16 protein-coding genes are annotated in these 18,068 nt (G+C 63.2%); 13 read left to right on the plus strand and 3 right to left on the minus strand.

The features are described from left to right. A partial coding sequence (locus M0954_RS22850) for a DUF6596 domain-containing protein (RefSeq protein ID WP_297355643.1) occupies positions 1 to 880 on the plus strand: 880 nt, incomplete at its 5' end. An 80-nt stretch (positions 881 to 960) separates the two neighbouring features. On the opposite strand, the gene M0954_RS22855 is transcribed toward M0954_RS22850, so the two are convergent. The 3 genes from M0954_RS22855 to M0954_RS22865 all read right to left on the minus strand — a co-directional run bounded on the left by M0954_RS22855 (position 961) and on the right by M0954_RS22865 (position 2,725). Then, positions 961 to 1,269 carry an SDR family oxidoreductase gene (locus M0954_RS22855; RefSeq protein WP_297355667.1) on the minus strand — a complete coding sequence of 103 codons (309 nt, stop codon included), beginning with the start codon at positions 1,267 to 1,269 and terminating at the stop codon, positions 961 to 963. Positions 1,270 to 1,308: 39 nt separating this feature from the next. Then, a complete protein-coding gene (locus tag M0954_RS22860; protein WP_297355645.1) occupies positions 1,309 to 1,998 on the minus strand; it encodes a type 1 glutamine amidotransferase domain-containing protein in 690 nt (229 codons plus the stop codon). A 121-nt stretch (positions 1,999 to 2,119) separates the two neighbouring features. Then, positions 2,120 to 2,725, minus strand: coding sequence for a TetR/AcrR family transcriptional regulator (locus M0954_RS22865; RefSeq protein ID WP_122154464.1), 606 nt, complete (start codon positions 2,723 to 2,725; stop codon positions 2,120 to 2,122). A 243-nt stretch (positions 2,726 to 2,968) separates the two neighbouring features. Here M0954_RS22865 and M0954_RS22870 point away from each other — a divergent pair, with 243 nt between their 5' ends. The 12 genes from M0954_RS22870 to M0954_RS22925 form a co-directional block, all read left to right on the plus strand. Further along, positions 2,969 to 3,904, plus strand: a complete 936-nt coding sequence (locus tag M0954_RS22870; protein ID WP_297355647.1) for a D-ribose ABC transporter substrate-binding protein — start codon at positions 2,969 to 2,971, stop codon at positions 3,902 to 3,904. Between the two features lie 70 nt (positions 3,905 to 3,974). After that, positions 3,975 to 4,628 carry a DUF2291 family protein gene (locus tag M0954_RS22875; RefSeq protein WP_297355649.1) on the plus strand — a complete coding sequence of 218 codons (654 nt, stop codon included), beginning with the start codon at positions 3,975 to 3,977 and terminating at the stop codon, positions 4,626 to 4,628. Beyond that, entirely contained in the window at positions 4,625 to 6,250 is a 1,626-nt protein-coding gene (locus M0954_RS22880) for a sugar ABC transporter ATP-binding protein (RefSeq protein WP_123384211.1), read from the plus strand. Before M0954_RS22875 ends, M0954_RS22880 begins: the two co-directional genes overlap by 4 nt. Positions 6,251 to 6,302: 52 nt before the next feature. Further along, positions 6,303 to 7,367 (plus strand): ABC transporter permease, encoded by a 1,065-nt coding sequence (locus tag M0954_RS22885; protein WP_123385813.1) that lies wholly within the window; start codon positions 6,303 to 6,305, stop codon positions 7,365 to 7,367. A 2-nt stretch (positions 7,368 to 7,369) separates the two neighbouring features. Beyond that, complete coding sequence (locus tag M0954_RS22890; protein ID WP_297355650.1) at positions 7,370 to 8,509, plus strand: Gfo/Idh/MocA family oxidoreductase; 1,140 nt, start codon at positions 7,370 to 7,372, stop codon at positions 8,507 to 8,509. After that, positions 8,509 to 10,371 (plus strand): hypothetical protein, encoded by a 1,863-nt coding sequence (locus M0954_RS22895; RefSeq protein WP_297355654.1) that lies wholly within the window; start codon positions 8,509 to 8,511, stop codon positions 10,369 to 10,371. Before M0954_RS22890 ends, M0954_RS22895 begins: the two co-directional genes overlap by 1 nt. A 22-nt stretch (positions 10,372 to 10,393) precedes the next feature. After that, a complete protein-coding gene (locus M0954_RS22900) occupies positions 10,394 to 11,761 on the plus strand; it encodes an MFS transporter (RefSeq protein ID WP_297355655.1) in 1,368 nt (455 codons plus the stop codon). Positions 11,762 to 11,802: 41 nt separating this feature from the next. Continuing rightward, on the plus strand, positions 11,803 to 12,636 hold the full coding sequence (locus M0954_RS22905) for a phosphogluconate dehydrogenase C-terminal domain-containing protein (RefSeq protein WP_297355657.1): 834 nt from the start codon (positions 11,803 to 11,805) through the stop codon (positions 12,634 to 12,636). A gap of 73 nt (positions 12,637 to 12,709) precedes the next feature. Then, positions 12,710 to 13,954: a ribulose-bisphosphate carboxylase large subunit family protein gene (locus M0954_RS22910; protein WP_297355659.1), complete on the plus strand. Its 1,245-nt coding sequence runs from the start codon at positions 12,710 to 12,712 to the stop codon at positions 13,952 to 13,954. After that, positions 13,951 to 15,351, plus strand: a complete 1,401-nt coding sequence (gene oiaK / locus M0954_RS22915; RefSeq protein ID WP_297355661.1) for a 3-oxo-isoapionate kinase OiaK — start codon at positions 13,951 to 13,953, stop codon at positions 15,349 to 15,351. The genes M0954_RS22910 and oiaK overlap by 4 nt, the downstream gene beginning before the upstream one ends. Before the next feature lie 85 nt (positions 15,352 to 15,436). Continuing rightward, positions 15,437 to 16,144 (plus strand): transcriptional regulator NanR, encoded by a 708-nt coding sequence (locus M0954_RS22920; RefSeq protein ID WP_297355663.1) that lies wholly within the window; start codon positions 15,437 to 15,439, stop codon positions 16,142 to 16,144. A 191-nt stretch (positions 16,145 to 16,335) separates the two neighbouring features. Further along, positions 16,336 to 18,068 (plus strand): methyl-accepting chemotaxis protein (locus tag M0954_RS22925; RefSeq protein ID WP_297355665.1); only part of this gene is annotated, 1,733 nt, incomplete at its 3' end.

Genomic DNA, 18,068 nt, shown 5'->3' on the forward strand with positions numbered 1-18,068 from the left:
AATTCGCACGCCGCTGATGCTGCAGGTGGTCCTGGGGCTCGAAGCGAAGACTATTGCGTCCGCATTCCTGATGTCGCCCGCCGCGATGACCAAGCGCCTCGTGCGGGCGAAGACCAAGATCCGGGAAGCGGGCATTCCCTTCAGCGTGCCCGAGCGCGAGGAGTTGCCTGGCCGGCTCGCTGCAGTGCTGGAAGCGGTCTATGCCGCGTATGCGGAAGGGTGGACCGACCCGGTCGGCGGCGATACCGTGCGGCGCGATCTCGCCGGCGAGGCGCTGTTTCTTGCACAACTGCTCGTCGAACTGCTGCCCGGGGAGCCAGAGACGCTTGGTCTGCTTGCGCTGATGCTGTATGCGCAGGCGCGGCGCGATGCTCGACGCGATGCGGCTGGCGACTATGTGCCACTGTCGGCTCAGGATCCGCAGACCTGGAACACGCCGATGATCGACACAGCAAACGCACTGCTACGGCGCGCGAGCGCATGCAACGCAATCGGACGCTTTCAGCTCGAGGCCGCGCTGCAGTCGGCGCACGTGTACCGCTGCCGCACGCATCGCCCGAACTGGGATGAGATCGTGCAACTCTATGATGCGCTGCTCGCGATTGCTGCGTCGCCGGTGGTCGCGGTGAACCGCGCGCTCGCGCTGGCGGAACGGGACGGCCCGCAGGCGGCGCTCGACGCGCTCGAGCCGTATGCGGACGATCCGCGGCTGGTCGACTACCAGCCGTACTGGGCCGCGCGCGCCGATCTGCTCGCACGTGCCGGCGCGACCGTCGAAGCGCTCGACGCGTACGATCTCGCGATCGGACTCGAACGTGATCCGGCCGTGCGCCGGTTCCTGCAGCGCAAGCGCATCGATCTGTCATCGGCGAAAAGTTAGATTGTCGCCTTGCGTTTGCCACGCGAGGTTGCAAGCCGCGCGCTAACATGGCTCAGACCTCCGGCCTTGTCGCAACACATTCACCTTGGCGCAGCCCGAAATACTGACCTCGATTGCGCACCCCCGGTCTTCAAAACTCCTGATTGGTTTGACGTAGCACGGTTTCCTTCGCGGTTCCCGACCTGAGCGATGAAGCGCGGCGGTGCCGCCGCGATACCGTACAAAGTCCCTTTGAGATTGACGTCGATCATTGCATCCCATTCGTCCGTCTTCACCTCGGACATCGGGCGGATCGGCATCAATCCCGCGTTGTTGATGAGCACGTCGAGCTTGCCGAAATCGGCGACGACGCTGGCCCCGACCGGTTCCATCTGCTGTTTGTCGGTCAGAGGTGTTCATCGCCGCGCGCCTTCAGCGGCGCGCGGTTTTCACTTTGCGGAAAGCGCCGGGTGCTTAAGCAGAAGGGCCGCGGCTGGCGACGAGGACGCGGGGTTTTGTCCCGTGATCAACAGACCGTCCGCGACGACGTAAGGCGCCCAGTCGTCGGTCTTCGAATAAATGCCACCTTTGGCCTTGAGTTCGTCTTCCACGAGGAACGGCACGATGTCGGTCAATCCGACGGCGGCTTCCTCGGAGTTGGTGAAGCCGGTGACTTTCTTGCCTTCGACGAGCGGAGCGCCATCCGGCGTGCGGACGTGGCGCAGCGCGCCAGGTGCGTGGCAGACCAGCGCGACGGGCTTGCCGGCGGCAATGAAGGATTCGAGCAAGGCGATCGAGTTCTTGTCTTCAGCGAGATCCCACAGCGGGCCATGACCGCCCGGATAGAAGACCGTATCGAAGTCCGCCTGTGAGACGCTGTCGAGCTGCACCGTGGCAGCAAGTTGCGCCGTAGCCTCCGGGTCCAGTTCGAAGCGGCGCGTCATCTCGGTCTGATTGGCCGGCTCGTTGCTCTTCGGATCGAGCGGCGGCTGGCCGCCCTTGGGTGACGCCAGCACGATTTCCACACCGGCGTCCTTGAACGCGTAGTAGGGCGCGGCAAGTTCTTCAAGCCAGAAACCCGTCTTGCGGCCTGTGTTGCCCAGTTGGTCATGCGAGGTCAGAACCATCAGTACTTTCATGTTGCTTCTCCGTCGGGCGAGTGAATCGGTCAGTGAATCGTTTGCTTATAGTAGACCAGTCGTATAGTACTTGGGCCCAAAAAAAGCACTTCCGGAGAAGTGCGCTTGCCCACCCGATTCTTCAGGGAGCAAGGTGGAGCATCTGCCGCGTTGTCATCAATGCCATTTCGAAGGGCGCCACGTTGCGAACGATCTTGACCATGATGCTGGCGCCCAGCCAGAGTTGGTAAAGACTCTGCGCGACGCTCTGCGGATCGCCCTCGATCGAAAGCGAGCCCTCGGCCACCCCGGTTTCAATGGCCCGCGCCAGCCGGCTGACGATTCCCGCCGTGCCGCGATTCAGCGTGGCGCGCATCGCTTCCGACATGTCCGCCACTTCGGCGCCCAGCTTGACCGCGAGACATTTGCCCTGGCAGTCGTAGAACGACTGGGTTTCCTGCCAGATCCGCCAGTAGTTCATCAACCGTTGCGCCATGTTCAGACCGGCCTGAGCGAACGTTTGGTCGAGGTCGTCCAGATACTCCTCGAAGTAACTCTCGAGCAGCGCTACACCGAACGCATCTTTCGAACCGAAGTAGTGGTAGAACGACCCCTTCGGCACGCCGGCCTCGGAGAGAATCTCATTCAGGCCAACGGCGGAAAAGCCTTTGGCGCCGATCAGCCGTTGACCAACGGCAATGATGTTCTCGCGGACGTCGATGGTTTCGGATGTGTTTGCGGTTGCCATGGGAGGACTTTACCCCGGAGTAGACCAGTCGTCTACAACAATTTTCACCCGCCCTTCAATCACCACCGCACCCCACCATCCCTATCGAAAACCCTGGCGATCAAGCCCTTTCCAAACACGTGCCGACTGGTATCATGACATCATGAGCGCATGAGTGATGAAGTCAGTGTTTGAAGTGATAAAAAACAGCGCTCGTCCGCCCCCGGCGGCCGTAAAGGTGCAAAAAACCTAATGGAGACAGACATGAAAGCTTCAAAGCGCTGGTTAGCCGTCGCCGCGACGACCTTCGCCCTTGTCGCGAGCGGTGCGGCAAGCGCGGCCGATCTGATCGCGATCATCACCCCGTCCCACGACAACCCGTTCTTCAAGGCCGAAGCCGATACGGCCAATGCCCGCGCGAAGGCGCTCGGTTACGACACCATCGTTCTTTCGCATGACGACGACGCCAACAAGCAGATGGAACTGGTCGATACGGCCATCGCTCGCGGCGCCAAGGCGATCATTCTGGACAACGCCGGCTCTGAAGCGTCGATCTCCGCGGTCCAGAAAGCCAAGGCCGCTCACATTCCGTCGTTCCTGATCGACCGCGAGATCAACGCTACAGGTATCGCGGTCTCGCAAATCGTCTCGAACAACTACCAGGGCGCTCAACTGGGCGGCCGCGCTTTCGTCAAGGCGATGGGCGAGAAGGGCAACTATGTCGAGCTGCTCGGGCGTGAGGCGGATCTGAACGCCGCCATTCGCTCGAAGGGCTATCACGACGTGATCGACCAGTTTTCGAACCTGAAGATGGTCGAGCGCCAGTCCGCCAACTGGAGCCAGACAGAAGCGTATTCCGTGATGGAGACCATTCTGCAGAGCCATCCTGATCTGAAGGGCGTGATTGCCGGCAACGATACGATGGCTATGGGCGCTTCTGCCGCCCTGAAGGCCGCCAAACGCGACGACGTGATCGTGGTCGGCTTCGACGGCAGCAACGATGTGCGCGACGCCATCGTGCGCGGCGATATCCGCGCGACCGTTCTGCAACCGGCTGCGCTGGCTGCGACTGAAGCGGTCGATCAGGCGGACAAGTTTCTGAAGACCGGTTCCACCGGCAAGCCGGAAAAGCAATTGATCGACTGCTCGCTGATTACCAAAATGAATGCGAAGAAGCTGGACATGTTCGCGTTGCGCTGAGTTGGCGCAGCCGGGGCATATACCGCCCCGGCCAATGCCGATCATCGTTCGGCCCACCGGGAGGTCCTCCATGAGAGGTGCGCTTTGCGCGGTGCTCGTCGTGGCCGCGACTGCAGGATTGCAAGGATGCAAACTCGTCAAGAACGAACCCGCGAGTGCTCAGGGATCATCGGATCCTTACGCGTCGGCGTATGACCCCAACACCGCAGTCGCGTCGATGTGGGCAACGAAGATCGTGCCGGACATCGAAAAGCGCGCCACCGCTTACGGCACGCTGCGCGATGCCGTGAGCGCCGATGCGGCCGCCGCGGGCAAGAAATACGGCTATCGGGGCAAGGACGACGGCGCGCCGTGGAATTTCCCCACCACGCTGCACGGCAAGATCGTCTCGGTCGATACGTCCTCGAGCGAGGGGACGTTAGGCGTGGACACGAGCGGCAGCGGCAAGGCCGATGTCATCGTCGATATCGGTCCGACGCTGCTTGGTACCGCTTTGCGCGACTCGCTCGATTTCGTGTCGTTTTCCGATTTCAAGAACCAGATCGATTACGCCCGCTTTGGCACTGCGTTGAACGCCTACGCGGTGACGCATGTAATGACGCCGCTGCCGCGCCAGGGTCTGCAGGGCCAGCAGATAACGGTAACTGGCACGTTCTCTTTCGACGGCACCAGCGACCAGCCGGAAGTCGTGCCCGTCTCCATCGCGCTTGGGGATAAGCCATGAACGCGCCGGGCAGCAACAGCAACCGCCACGACAACGACGCCGGCTTCGATGACGTGATTCTCAGCGTCGAGGGCGTGACGAAGGTGTATCCCGGCACGATCGCGCTAAAAGAAGTGAATTTCGCCGTACGGCGCGGTGCGGTGAATGTGCTGGTGGGCGAGAACGGCGCTGGCAAGTCGACGATGATGAAGATCATTGCCGGCGCAGAACAGCCGAGCATGGGCCGCCTGCTGCTCGACGGCGTGCCGGTCGAACTCGCCAGCAGCGCCGAGGCGCTGCGGCACGGCATCGGTATCGTGTACCAGGAACTCAACCTGTTTCCGAACCTGTCGATTGCCGAGAACGTCTTTATTGCCCATGAAATCACCCGTGCCGGCATCGATATCGACGCCGACGCGCAACGGGCGAAAGTGCGTGAACTGCTCAAGCGGCTCGAACTCGACGTGAGCCCGGACACGCTGGTGGAGGACTTGCGCATCGGCCAGCAGCAACTGGTGGAAATCGCCAAGGCGCTCGCTCACGATGCCCGCATCCTGATTCTCGACGAACCGACCTCGGCGCTGAGCGCCGCTGAAGTCGAGGTGCTGTTTCAGGTGATCGCCGACCTGAAGTCGCAGGGCGTTTCGATTGTCTATATTTCGCACCGGCTGGAGGAGCTGATCCGCATCGGCGATTACATCACGGTATTGCGCGATGGCCGCATCACCGGTCATCAGCCGATGGCGCAGGTCGACGTGCCATGGATCGTGCGCATGATGGTGGGCCGCGATACCAAGGATTTTTCGCGACCCATTGGACATGAGCGTGGTGCCGAGGTGCTGACTGCGCGCAACGTCTCGTTGCCGCGCAAAGGCGGCGGCTTTCTGGTCGATCACGTTTCGTTGACGCTGCACGCAGGCGAGATTGTCGGCATCTACGGCCTGATGGGTGCGGGACGCTCGGAGTTGTTCGAGTGCATCCTCGGCTGTCATCCGCATGCCGGTGGCGAGATCGTGCTGGCGGGCCAATCGCTGGCCGGCAAGCCCATCGCGCGACGCGTGGCCGATGGCCTCGCACTGATACCGGAAGATCGCAAGGCCGACGCGCTGCTGCCGATTCTCTCGGTCGGCAGCAACATGACGCTGTCGAATCTGGCGGCGTTTGCACGTGGCTTCGATATCCGCACACAGCAGGAGCGCGCGTCGATCCTCAGCTACATCCGCGATCTCGCGATCAAGGTGGCGGACTGGCGGCTGCCGGTCAGTTCGCTATCCGGCGGCAACCAGCAAAAGGTCGTGATTGCGCGTGCGCTGATGACCTCGCCGAAGGTATTGCTGATGGACGAGCCGAGCCGCGGGATCGACATCGGCGCGAAGGCGGACATCTTCAAGGTCATGCGCGATCTTGCCGTCAAAGGCCTCGGCATCCTCTTCGTCACGTCCGATCTGGAGGAGGTGAAGGCGCTGTCCGACCGGATTCTCGTGATGTCGAACGGCAGGATTACCGCCGAATTCGATGCGGCCGAGGCATCCGATAACGCGCTCGTGGCGGCCTCGGCAGTGGGGCATCGTACGGGGCACGGTACGGCACCGCAGCCGGGACAAGACGGACACGACGGACATGACCGGCTCGCCGCAGCGTGAGCGAGATAGCCCGTTCGCCTCGTCTGCGATCTATACACTGGAGACCCTTCATATGACGGTTGCCATCAAAAGCGTGGTGCCTGCTTCGAGCATCGGCGAAGCGCCCTTGCTGCTTCTGCTGAAACTGAGAACATTTATCGCATTGTTTGCGGTCCTGATCTTCTTCTCGTTCGCGGCGCATAACTTTCTGAGCATTGCAAACCTGCTGATCATGTCGCGGCACGTCGCGTTGAACGCATTTCTCGCGATCGGCATGACCTTCGTGATCGTTGCAGGCGGGATCGACCTGTCGGTCGGCTCGATCGTCGGGCTCTCGGGGATGGTCGCAGGCGGCCTGATTTTGCACGGCATACCGCTTGGCGGGTACACGCTCTATCTCAGCGTACCGGTCGTGATTCTCGTCGCGCTGGCGGCCGGCGTGCTGATCGGCGCACTGAACGGGGTCCTCATTACGCGACTCAACGTGGCGCCGTTTATCGCTACGCTCGGCACGCTCTATATTGCGCGCGGCGCTGCGCTGTTGTCCTCGGGCGGTGAGACCTTCCCGAATCTGACCGGCAATCCGGACTATGGGACAACCGGCTTTCCGCTGCTTGGCAGCGCGACTTTGTTCGGCGTGCCGGGCACTGTCTGGCTGCTGGTGGTGATTGGCCTGTTCGCTGCGTATGTGGCGGCTCGCACGCCATTGGGCCGGCAGATCTACGCGATCGGCAGCAACGAGCGCGCGGCGCAGCTCTCGGGCGTGCGCGTCAATCGCGTCAAGATGACGGTGTATATGTTTTCCGGTTTCTGCGCGGCCATCGTCGGGTTGATCATCTCGTCAGAGCTGGTCGCGTCCCATCCCATGAGCGGCGAAACCTTCGAGCTGAACGCGATCGCTGCAGCGGTGCTGGGCGGCACGTCGATGTCAGGCGGGCGCGGCAAGATAGGTGGCACGATTGTGGGTGCGTTCGTGATCGGCATTCTTTCGGACGGCCTCGTGATGATGGGCGTCAGCGCGTTCTGGCAGACCGTCATCAAGGGCGTGGTGATCGTCGCGGCGGTCGTGGTCGATCAGGTCCAGCGACGTGTCCAGCAGCGCTTCGCCCTGCAAAAGCAGGCCGCGACGGGGGCCTGAGAATGAGCGAAACGAAAACACCGGAGGAACCGCGCCACCGCGCGACGCCAAGAGGCGCGCTGATCGGCTGCGGCTTCTTTGCTCGCAACCATTTGCATGCCTGGAAAGAGATCGAGGGCGCTGAGATCATCGCGCTGTGCGATGCGGACGCCGAGCGTCTGCAGACAGCAGGGCGCGAGTTCGGCGTCGAACGCCTCTACACGGATGCGGCGGACCTATTGCGCAGCGAGCGTCTGGACTTCGTCGATATCGCGACCACGGCTGCGAGCCATCGCACGCTTGTGGAACTGGCCGCTGCTGCGGGCGTGGCTGCGATTTGCCAGAAGCCGTTTGCTCTCAGCCTGTCCGACGGCGAGGCGATGGTGTCGGCGTGCGAGCGTGCCGGCGTGCCGCTGATGGTGCATGAAAATTTCCGCTGGCAGTCCGCCATCCAGGCTGCGGGTCGTGCGTTGCGCGAAGGGCGGATCGGCAAGCCTTTCTGGGGGCGCGTATCGTTTCGCTCCGCGTTCGACGTGTTTAGCGGCCAGCCGTATCTGGCCCAGAACGAGCGCTTCATTGTCGAAGATCTCGGCATTCACGCGCTGGACATCGCGCGATTTTTGTTTGGCGACGCCGTGCGGCTCAGTGCGACCACGACGCGTGTGAATCCGCAGATTGCCGGCGAAGACGTGGCGACGGTCCTGCTCAGTCACGCGTCTGGGGTCACGAGCGTGGTGGATTGCAGCTACGCGTCGCGTCTGCCGCAGGAACGGTTTCCGCAGACGCTGCTCGAGATCGACGGCGCCGAAGGCACGTTACGCCTGTTCACCGATTACCGCCTGGAGATTCACACGCGCGCCGGGACGCAGCACGAAACCGCGCTGCCGCAGCACCATAGCTGGTCGGCCGCACCGTGGGAGGCGATCCAGGACAGCGTTGCCAAAATCCAGGCGCATTGGGTGGAGTGTTTGCGTCGCGGAGTCGAGCCGGCCACCTCTGGGCGCGACAATCTGAAAACGCTGCAGCTCGTCGAGGCGACCTACGAGTCCGCCAGAAGCGGCCGCACAATTGCGCTGGAAACACTGGACGAGATGCGCCGAACGGCACCGGATAACGGCGCAACCGGATCCTCGCGTGGGTCTGCTGCGGGCGTGGCGCACTGATGAACGGCGCCGCCACGCTCGCCGGGTTGCTCTACGGCACCACGCAAACGCAGCCCGAAGAGCGCTTGCTGAGGGCAGGGCCGTGGTCTGCCCTGCTGGTTGACGGTGCTTTGCGCGATATCCGCTTTGGCGGCATCGAAGTGATCCGTTCGATTGCCTACGTCGTGCGCGACAAGGACTGGGGTACCTGTGTGCCGCAAACGGGCGGCATGAAAATCGATCAGGATGCCAATGCATTTCGCGTGTCTTACACCGCGCTTTGCACCAACCCGGACGGGCAGCGCGTGGCCTACGACGCCACGATTCAATGCGATGCGTCCGGCACGCTGGCGTACCGCGCGACGAGCAAGGCGGCTAGCGATTTTCTAACCACACGTTGCGGCTTTTGCGTACTGCATCCGATCGACGGCGTCGCTGGCGCGCCAGCGCGTGTCGAGCACAGCAACGGCGCGGTGGAGGATTCGAAGTTTCCGGAACTGATCGACCCGTGGCAGCCGTTCAAGGATATCCGCGCGATCGAGCACCGGCTCGCTTGCGGGCTCTCGATACGCGTCGCGCTGACGGGCGATACGTTCGAGATGGAGGATCAGCGGAACTGGTCGGACGCGTCGTTCAAGACCTACTCACGCCCCCTCGAATTGCCATGGCCGTATGTGATCGAGACGGACACGCGCAACGAACAGTCGGTCGAGCTTCGCGTGACAACGGTTGAATCAGGCGTGGCGCCTTCTATCGCCACCGGGCCAGACGAAGGCGAGGGTGTGGACGACACCAGCGTGATCGAACTGGCCGAAGGCAGCGAATCGATGCCAGCGTTAGGTATTGCGATCGCGCCTGACGAGGTTGACGCCGCGCTCGCCAACCTCGATTTGCTCGCGCAACTTGGACCACAGCAGTTGAGCCTGCACTTCGATCCGCTAGCGGGCCATAGCACCGACGAGCTGACGCGCTTCGCGCAGTTGCAGCGCGTCAGTGCGATTCCGGCGGTGCTGGAATGCGCGTTGCCCGGCGTCGCCGCGCCGCTGCAAGAACTGGAAACGATCGCCGCTCAGATTTGCGAGGCTGGTCTGACACTCAGCGGGATCGTGGTGAGTCCTGCTGTGCACCAGCAGTCGAATCCGCCTGGCAGTCAAAGCCCATACTGTCCACCTCTCGACGAGGTGTACCTGGCGGCCCGGCGCGTGTTCCCCGCGCTGCGCCTCGGCGGCGGCATGCTCAGCTACTTCACCGAGTTGAACCGCAAGCGTCCGCCGTTGATGCTGGTCGACTGGGTCACGCACGCAACCTGTCCCATCGTGCACGCCGCCGATGACCGCAGCGTCATGCAAACGCTGCAAGCCGTGCCGCATATCACGCGTTCGTGCCGGGCGTTGATCGGCGCGCAGGCTTATGCGATTGGTCCGATATCGCTCGGTATGCGGCAGAACCCGTATGGCTCGCGTGTGATGCCGAACCCACATCGGCAGCGCATTGCGATGGCCTGCGACGACCCGCGCCAGCATGCCCAGTTCGGTGCGGCCTGGCTCGCGGGCTACGCAGCGGCCCTCGCTGGCGCGGGCCTCGAATGTCTGACGCTCGGGGCGTTGACTGGCCCGCGCGGGCTGGCAAGTGCCGCGGAGGAAACCCGACGCTATCCCATCTTTTATGTCGCGCAGGTATTGGCGCGAATGGCGGGCAAGCCGCGGCTCGTCTGCTATGCGCGCCATCCACGCGAGGTCGCATGCGTAGCTGTGCGAGATGAACGGGGCAACCTCAAAGGCGTCCTCGCCAATCTGACGTCGCAGCCACGTACCGTCCGTGTGATCAGCGGAAAGATCGCGCTGTTTGAACTCGGCCCCTTCGACTGCGTGCAGTTCGAATAGCGCCAAAAAGCGGAGACAGGTGATGGGAAACGCAGTGACAGATCCGGTCGAGCGGTCGGCGATACGCAAGGTTTCGATGCGCCTGGTGCCGTTCGTGGGGCTGATGTTTTTCATCAACTTCCTCGACCGGACCGCGATCTCATTCGCTGGACCGAACGGTATGGCTAACGATCTCGGCCTTAACGCCGCGCAGTTTGGGCTCGCTGCCGGAATCTTCTTCATTGGCTATATCTTTCTTGAGATCCCCAGCAATCTCGCGCTGCATAAGTTCGGTGCGCGGCGCTGGCTCGCACGGATCATGGTGACGTGGGGCATCGTCGCGATGCTGTTCACGTGGGTGAGCGGCGTGCATGAGCTGTATGTGCTGCGCTTTTTGCTCGGCGTCGCGGAAGCGGGCTTTTTCCCAGGCGCGATCCTGTTTCTGAGCATGTGGGTGCCGGCGCGCTATCGCAGCCACATCCTCGCGTTGTTCTACCTCGGCCAGCCGCTCACCACCGTGATCGGCGCACCGGTTGCCGCGCTGCTGATCGAAGCGCATGGCGCCTTTGGACTGGCAGGGTGGCGCATCATGTTTTTCGGTGTGTCGGTGCCGGCCATCCTGATCGGCGTGCTGACCTGGTTCTACCTCGCTGACCGTCCGTCGCAGGCGAAGTGGCTCACGGATGCGGAGCAGGCGTGGCTTAACGCCGAACTCGAGAACGAAGAGCGCGCGAGGAGACAAGCGGCCACGCCGCGTCAACTGCGTGGAGGCGCAGCGCTGATGAGCGGTGACGTATGGATTTTCGCGCTGATCTATTTTGGCCTGATCTACGGACTCTATGCGCTGGCGTTCTTCTTGCCGACCATCATCGGCGGCTTCGAAGGCCGCTTCGGCACACATTTCAATGTGTTCCAGAAGGGCTTGATCACGGCGATTCCTTATCTACCTGCAGCACTCGCGCTATTCCTGTGGAGCCGCGATGCGACGCGGCGCGGCGTGCGCAGATGGCACATTGCGATCCCCTCGGCGATCGGGGCGGTGAGCATTCCACTCGCCCTCTATATGCATTCACCGGCGGCGAGCATGGCCGTCGTCACGGTGACCGCCTGCGCGATTTTTTCGGCACTCCCTAACTTCTGGGCGCTGCCCGCACGCGTCCTCTCAGGCGCGGCCGCTGCGGCGGGAATCGCGTTGATCAACACGGTCGGCAATCTGGCCGGTTTCGTTGCCCCCTACATCACGGGTGTCGTAAAGGACAGCACCGGCTCTTATCACGCCTCCATGCTGATCGTCGGCCTGTTGATGCTCGTTTCGGCGGTGCTTGTGCTCGTGGCGGGAAAGAACACGCACAGCGAGCAAGCAACGGATGAGCTGGACGTGAGCCTGGTGTCGCACATCAGCACTAAGTAGATGTCCTGTTTACAGGTTGGTGAGTTCAAGGAGAAATAAAGATGAACGAGAAAATCGCGTTATTTGGCGCGGGCGGAAAGATGGGCTTTCGTCTGTCGAGCAATCTGTTGAAATCGGCGGCTTACCGTGTGTCGCACGTCGAAGTAGGCGAGGCCGGGCGCAAGCGGCTGAAGGATGAGCTCGGGGTGGACTGCGTATCCGTCGACGCGGCGCTCGATAGCGCCGATGTCGTGATTCTTGCCGTGCCCGACACGCTGATCGGCAAGCTGAGTCACGAAATTTCGCCGAAGCTACGCGCGGGAACGATGGTCATGACGCTCGATGCCGCAGCGCCGTTTGCCGGCCATCTACCGGATCGCAAGGACCTGACTTATTTCGTTGCCCACCCGTGCCATCCGTTGATCTTCAATGACGACCCGGACACCCGGGCGCGCCGGGATTTCTTCGGCGGCACGTTTGCGAAGCAATCCATCACCAGCGCGTTGATGCAGGGTCCTGACGAAGCCTTCGACCTCGGCGAAGACATCGCCAAGGTGATCTATGCGCCGATTCTGCGCTCATACCGCCTGAGCGTCGACCAGATGGCATTGCTCGAGCCGGGTCTCTCGGAGACGGTCTGCGCCACCTTGCTGCAGGTGATGCGCGAGGCGATGGACGAGACCGTCAAGCGAGGCGTGCCGGCTGAGGCCGCGCGCGACTTTCTGCTCGGGCACATGAACATCCTCAGCGCGGTGATCTTCAACGAAATCCCCGGTGCGTTTTCCGACGCGTGCAACAAGGCAATCGAGTTCGGCAAGCCGCGCCTCATGCGCGATGACTGGAAGCAGGTGTTCGACCACGATGAGATCGCGGAGAGCATCCGACGCATTACGTGAGCGTCGGCACGTACGCGTTGTGGTCCCTTTTGTCATCCCGTAACAGGCCGGCACGGGCCGGAGGATTGAAGCAATGAGTGAACGCATTCACGCCACTTACTGGCTCGAGACGGGCGATGATCCGCGCCGTGCGGCGGAGGTGATCGCAGGTGAGCAGTCGAGCGGGACCTTCGTTGCGCTGGCGACCGAAACGCCAGAGCTGAAGGCGCGTTCCGGCGCGCGGGTGGAACGGCTGGAGGTGCTCGGCGAGTCGAATGCGCCGTCGCTGGGGGGCGGAATGGCGTCGCCGCGTTACAAGCGTTGCACGCTCGAATTGTCCTGGCCGATCGAGAACATGGGGCCGTCGCTGCCCAACCTGATGTCGACGATCGCCGGCAACCTGTTCGAATTGCGCCAGGTGTCGGGCCTGCGTCTGACCGGTTTGCAGTTGCCGCCTTCGTTCGCGCGCGCGTATCCTGGACCGGCATTCGGAATCGAGGGTACGCGGCGGCTGAGCGGCGTCGAGCACGGGCCGCTGATCGGTACGATCATCAAGCCGAGTGTCGGGCTCTCGCCCGACGAGACCGCGCAGCAGGTGCGCGAGCTCGTCGCGGGCGGCATCGACTTTATCAAGGATGACGAACTACAGGCCGACGGCCCACATTGCCCGTTCGATGAACGTGTGCGCGCGGTGATGCGTGTGGTCAACGAACATGCGGATCGCACCGGCAAGAAGGTGATGGTCGCGTTCAATCTGACCGGTGACCTCGACCAGATGCGTTGGCGGCACGATCTGGTGCTGGCCGAGGGCGGCACCTGCGTAATGGCCGTGCTCAACTCGGTGGGGCTGGTGGGGCTGCATGAACTGCGCCGCCACACGCAGTTGCCGATTCACGCGCATCGGGCCGGCTGGGGATATCTGTCGCGCTGCGCGGAACTCGGCTGGGACTACGCGCCCTGGCAGATGATCTGGCGCCTGGCCGGAGCGGACCATCTGCACGTGAACGGTCTGCATAACAAGTTCAGCGAACCGGACGACAGCGTGATCGCCGCCGCGCGTGCGGTGCTCGCACCGGTGATGCCGCAGGCGCCTATGGCGGCGATGCCTGTGTTCAGTTCGGGGCAAACCGGCTTGCAGGCCGCCGAGACTTATCGGGCGATCGGTTGCGCTGATCTGATCCATGCGGCAGGCGGTGGCATTTTTGGGCATCCGGGCGGTATCGCGGCGGGTGTGGAGGCCATGCGCGAAGCGTGGGTCGCGGCGATCGAAGGGGTGCCGCTCGCGCAACACGCCGAGCGTCATGAAGCGCTCGCCGCCGCGCTGGAATTCTGGAAATGAGCGGCGTGACGGCAACGCCCGCCGCGACAAGCTGGCCTGAGGGCTTGCTGCTTGCCTATTACGGTGACGATTTCACCGGTTCGACCGATGCCATGGAGGCGCTCACGGCGGCCGGCGTGCCGACCGTGCTGTGTCTCGAAGCGCCGACTCCAGCGCTGCTGGCGCGCTTTCCCGAGGTGCGTTGCGTGGGTCTCGCCGGCTCGTCGCGTGGCCGCGCGCCGGCGTGGATGGACGACCAGTTGCCTGCCGCCTTCGCAAGTCTTGCCGCCCTGGGGGCGCCCATCCTGCAGTACAAGGTCTGCTCGACCTTCGATTCGTCCGCCGAGGTGGGCTCGATTGGCCGCGCGATCGACCTCGGCGTGCAGCAGATGGGCGGCGGCTGGTCGCCGATGATCGTCGGCGCACCGCGGCTCAAGCGCTATCAGATGTTCGGCAACCTGTTCGCTGCGGTCGATGGTGTCGGCTACCGGCTGGACCGTCATCCGACGATGTCGCGCCATCCGGTCACGCCAATGAACGAGGCCGACCTGGGGCTGCATCTGGCGCAGCAGACGGCGCGCCGCATCGAACTGATCGACATGCTGCAACTGCGCGGTGGCGCTGCGGACGCGGACACGCGGCTCGCGGCGCTCGCCGCCGGCGATACGCCGGTGGTGCTGATCGACGTCCTCGATGAGGAGACGCTGGCGGCGGCAGGGCGTCTCGTGTGGGAGGGACGCGGGGAGGGCGTGTTCAGCGCCTCCTCGTCCGGTCTGCAATATGCACTGGCGGCGTGGTGGCGGGCGTGCGGACTGCTGCCCGCGACGCCGTCGCTGCCAGATGCGCCGCCCGTGCCGGTTATCGCGGCCGTGAGCGGTAGCTGTTCGCCCGTTACCGCAGGGCAAATCCGCTGGGCGCGTGCGAATGGCTTCTGCGTGGAGCGGCTCGATTTGCCGAGCGCTCTGGATCAGCGCACGGCGCAGGCAGAAGTCGAACGCGTAGTCAGCGTGGCGGTCGAGGCGGTACGGCGCGGTGTCAGCGTGGTCGTCTACAGCGCCGAAGGTCCCGACGATCCCGCTGTCACGGGGTTCGATACGATCGCGCTGTCAGCGGGCCTCGCGCGGCACGTGGCGGCTCGCCAGGTGGGCCGCGCGTTGGCCGACGTGATGTGCCAGTTGTTGGATCGTGCCGAGCTGTCGCGCGTGGTAGTCGCCGGTGGCGATAGCTCGGGCGAAGTAGCCAGCGCGCTCGGCATCACAGCGCTCAGCGTGGTTGCCGGACTCGCGCCAGGCGCACCGTTGTGCCGGGTGTGGTCGGATCTGCCGCAGCGCGATGGCCTCGAAATCGTGCTTAAAGGCGGTCAGATCGGCGATGCGGGATTTTTCGGCTCAGCGCGCGGCGGCGCCCGTCGAAAATGAGCCGGACGGGCCGCGCACGCGCCTTCCAACGCCTGGCCAGTCCGTGGTAAGGTCATCACACCATATATAGCATGCGGACTTTGACATGGCTGAGATTATTCAGCGGCGAAAGCTGTACCAGGAGGTGCTTGACCGGCTGATGGAGCGGATTCGCTCGGGCGAAATTCCGCCTGGCGCCCATCTCCCGTCCGAACGCGAGTTAATGGAAATCTATGGGGTCGGCCGACCGGCGATCCGCGAAGCCCTGCAGACGCTTGAGCGTTCCGGCATCGTGGAAATCGTGCACGGCGAGCGGGCTCGCGTCGTGGTGCCGACCGCCGAGCGTCTGATTGCGCAGCTGGCCGGCGGGGCGATGCACATGCTGCGCACGCAACCAGACATGCTCGAGCATCTGAAATCCGCGCGGATGTTTCTCGAGATGGGCACGGCACGCATGGCGGCCGAGCGCGCCAGCAGTGATGACATCGCGCGGCTGCAACTGAAGGTCGCGCAGCAGCGCGCCTCGATGGTCAATCTCGAGGAGTTCATCGAGCGGGATATGGCCTTTCACCGGGAGATTGCCCAGATCAGCGGCAATCCGATCTACCCGTCGATCGTGGAGTCGCTGTTTCGCTGGGCCGGCGAGTACTACCAGCCGATGGTGCGCGCGCCGGGCGCGGAGGAATTGACGCTGGCGGAGCACGAGCGAATCGTCGAGGCGATTGCCCAGCACAATGGTGACGCGGCCGCCGAAGCGATGCGGGCTCACCTGAGCAGGGCGAACGAGCTGTATCGGACCTTGATCCGGACTTGAGAGGCGGGAAGGAAAGTGGCGGCTGGCACCGAAGCTTAGGATTGTTCAGTTTTATTCGATGTTCATAAAATATGAACAGGAAAAATAATTGAACATCGGCTGCGGGGCCATTTCGATTAAAGTTCGGCCATTTCAAACCGATATACATAGGACAAATAGATAGAAACTACATCTGCCGGGGGACCCAAAGCATGTTGAAAAACCTGTCGATTCGCGCCAGCCTTAACCTGATGATCGCGTTGTTCGGGATCCTGCTGGCGGTAGGCGCTGCGGTCGGGCTTTTATCAATGCGTGATGGCAACGAATCCTTGCGCCAGATGTACACCGTCGATACGCCTGCCGTGGCCGACCTCGAGGGGGATTCCGTCAAATTGCTGAATGCGCGGCTCGCGCTTGCGACCTACGCATCGCTTGCCGAACTGAAGGATCAGGCGGGTCAGGACGCCGTACTCGGCCGCCTGGGCACCTACCTGCAAGCCTCTAACGATTACCTGTCTCACTATTTGAGCCGCGCGGGCCATGGCGATGAGGAGCAAGCCCTTCTCAAGGACATGCAGGACAAGCGTGCCGCATTCCTGCACCAGGGTCTGGAACCAGCCCTCGCCGCGATCAAATCCGGCGACACGCAAGCCTTCGTGCAACTCCAGGCGCACGTCATGCCAAAGCTGTTCAACGTGTATTCGACGGCGATGGCGGCGCTTATCAATGCGCAACTCGATCGTGGCGCGCGTCGCTACCAGGACGCGGAAAACCGCTTCCACACGGTCAGCCTCGCGGTGGCCGCCGGTCTCGCCGCCGCATTCCTGCTCGCATTGGGTGGGCGCATGATGCTGATGCGTGCGATCGTCGATCCGGTCAACGCGGCGATCGGGTACTTCAACCGTATCTCCGAGGGCGATCTGACTGGCCGGATCGTCGTCACGGGCGCTAACGAGATGAGCAAGCTCACTGCCGCGCTGCAGAAGATGCAGGATTCGCTGCGTACAGCGATCACCGCCGTGCGGGGTGGCACCGAGTCGATCAATGTCGGGGTGAACGAAATTGCTGCGGGCAACGCTGACCTGTCGCAGCGCACGGAAGAGCAGGCTGCATCGCTCGAGCAAACGGCCGCGAGCATCGAAGAACTGACCTCGACGGTCAAGCAGACCGCAGAGAACGCCAGGCAGGCCAGCCAACTCGCGCAGAGCGCATCCGGGCTGGCCGTAAAAGGCGGTGAACTGACGCAGCAGGTGGTGGGCACGATGCAGAACATCGTCGGTGATTCGCACAGGATTGCCGACATCGTTGGGGTCATCGAAGGCATCGCCTTCCAGACCAACATTCTGGCGTTGAACGCCGCGGTGGAGGCCGCCCGCGCGGGCGAGCAGGGGCGTGGCTTTGCAGTGGTCGCAAGCGAGGTGCGCGCACTCGCGCAGCGCAGCGCCGGCGCCGCCAAGGAGATCAAAGGATTGATCGCCGAGTCGACCTCCCGGGTCCAGTCGGGTTCGGAGCTGGTCGATCAGTCCGGCACGACGATTACCGAGATCGTCCAGTCGATTGCACGCGTGAGCTCGATCATGAACGAGATCGCGGCGGCTTCGGCCGAGCAGAGCGTTGGCATCGATCAGGTCAACCTGGCCGTCGCGCAGATGGACGAAGTGACCCAGCAGAACGCGGCGCTGGTCGAAGAAGCGTCGGCGGCCGCGCAGTCCATGGCTGGACAGGCCCGCACACTCAGCGACGCGGTAGCGGTGTTCAGGGTCGCAGAGACGGGAGCATCGACGGCGTCTCGAGCCGTGGCTCCGCAAATGGCCTCGCAAAGCGCACTACGCCGGCCTGCATTGGCCGCTCGCCCGCCCGCCCGCACCACGAAAGCAAAGCCGTCATCCGTCACCACGGCAAACAAGCCGATGGCCGTCGCGGCGGATACCAGTGCTGCGGACTG

Source organism: Paraburkholderia sp., from assembly GCF_026225065.1.
Lineage (GTDB): Bacteria > Pseudomonadota > Gammaproteobacteria > Burkholderiales > Burkholderiaceae > Paraburkholderia.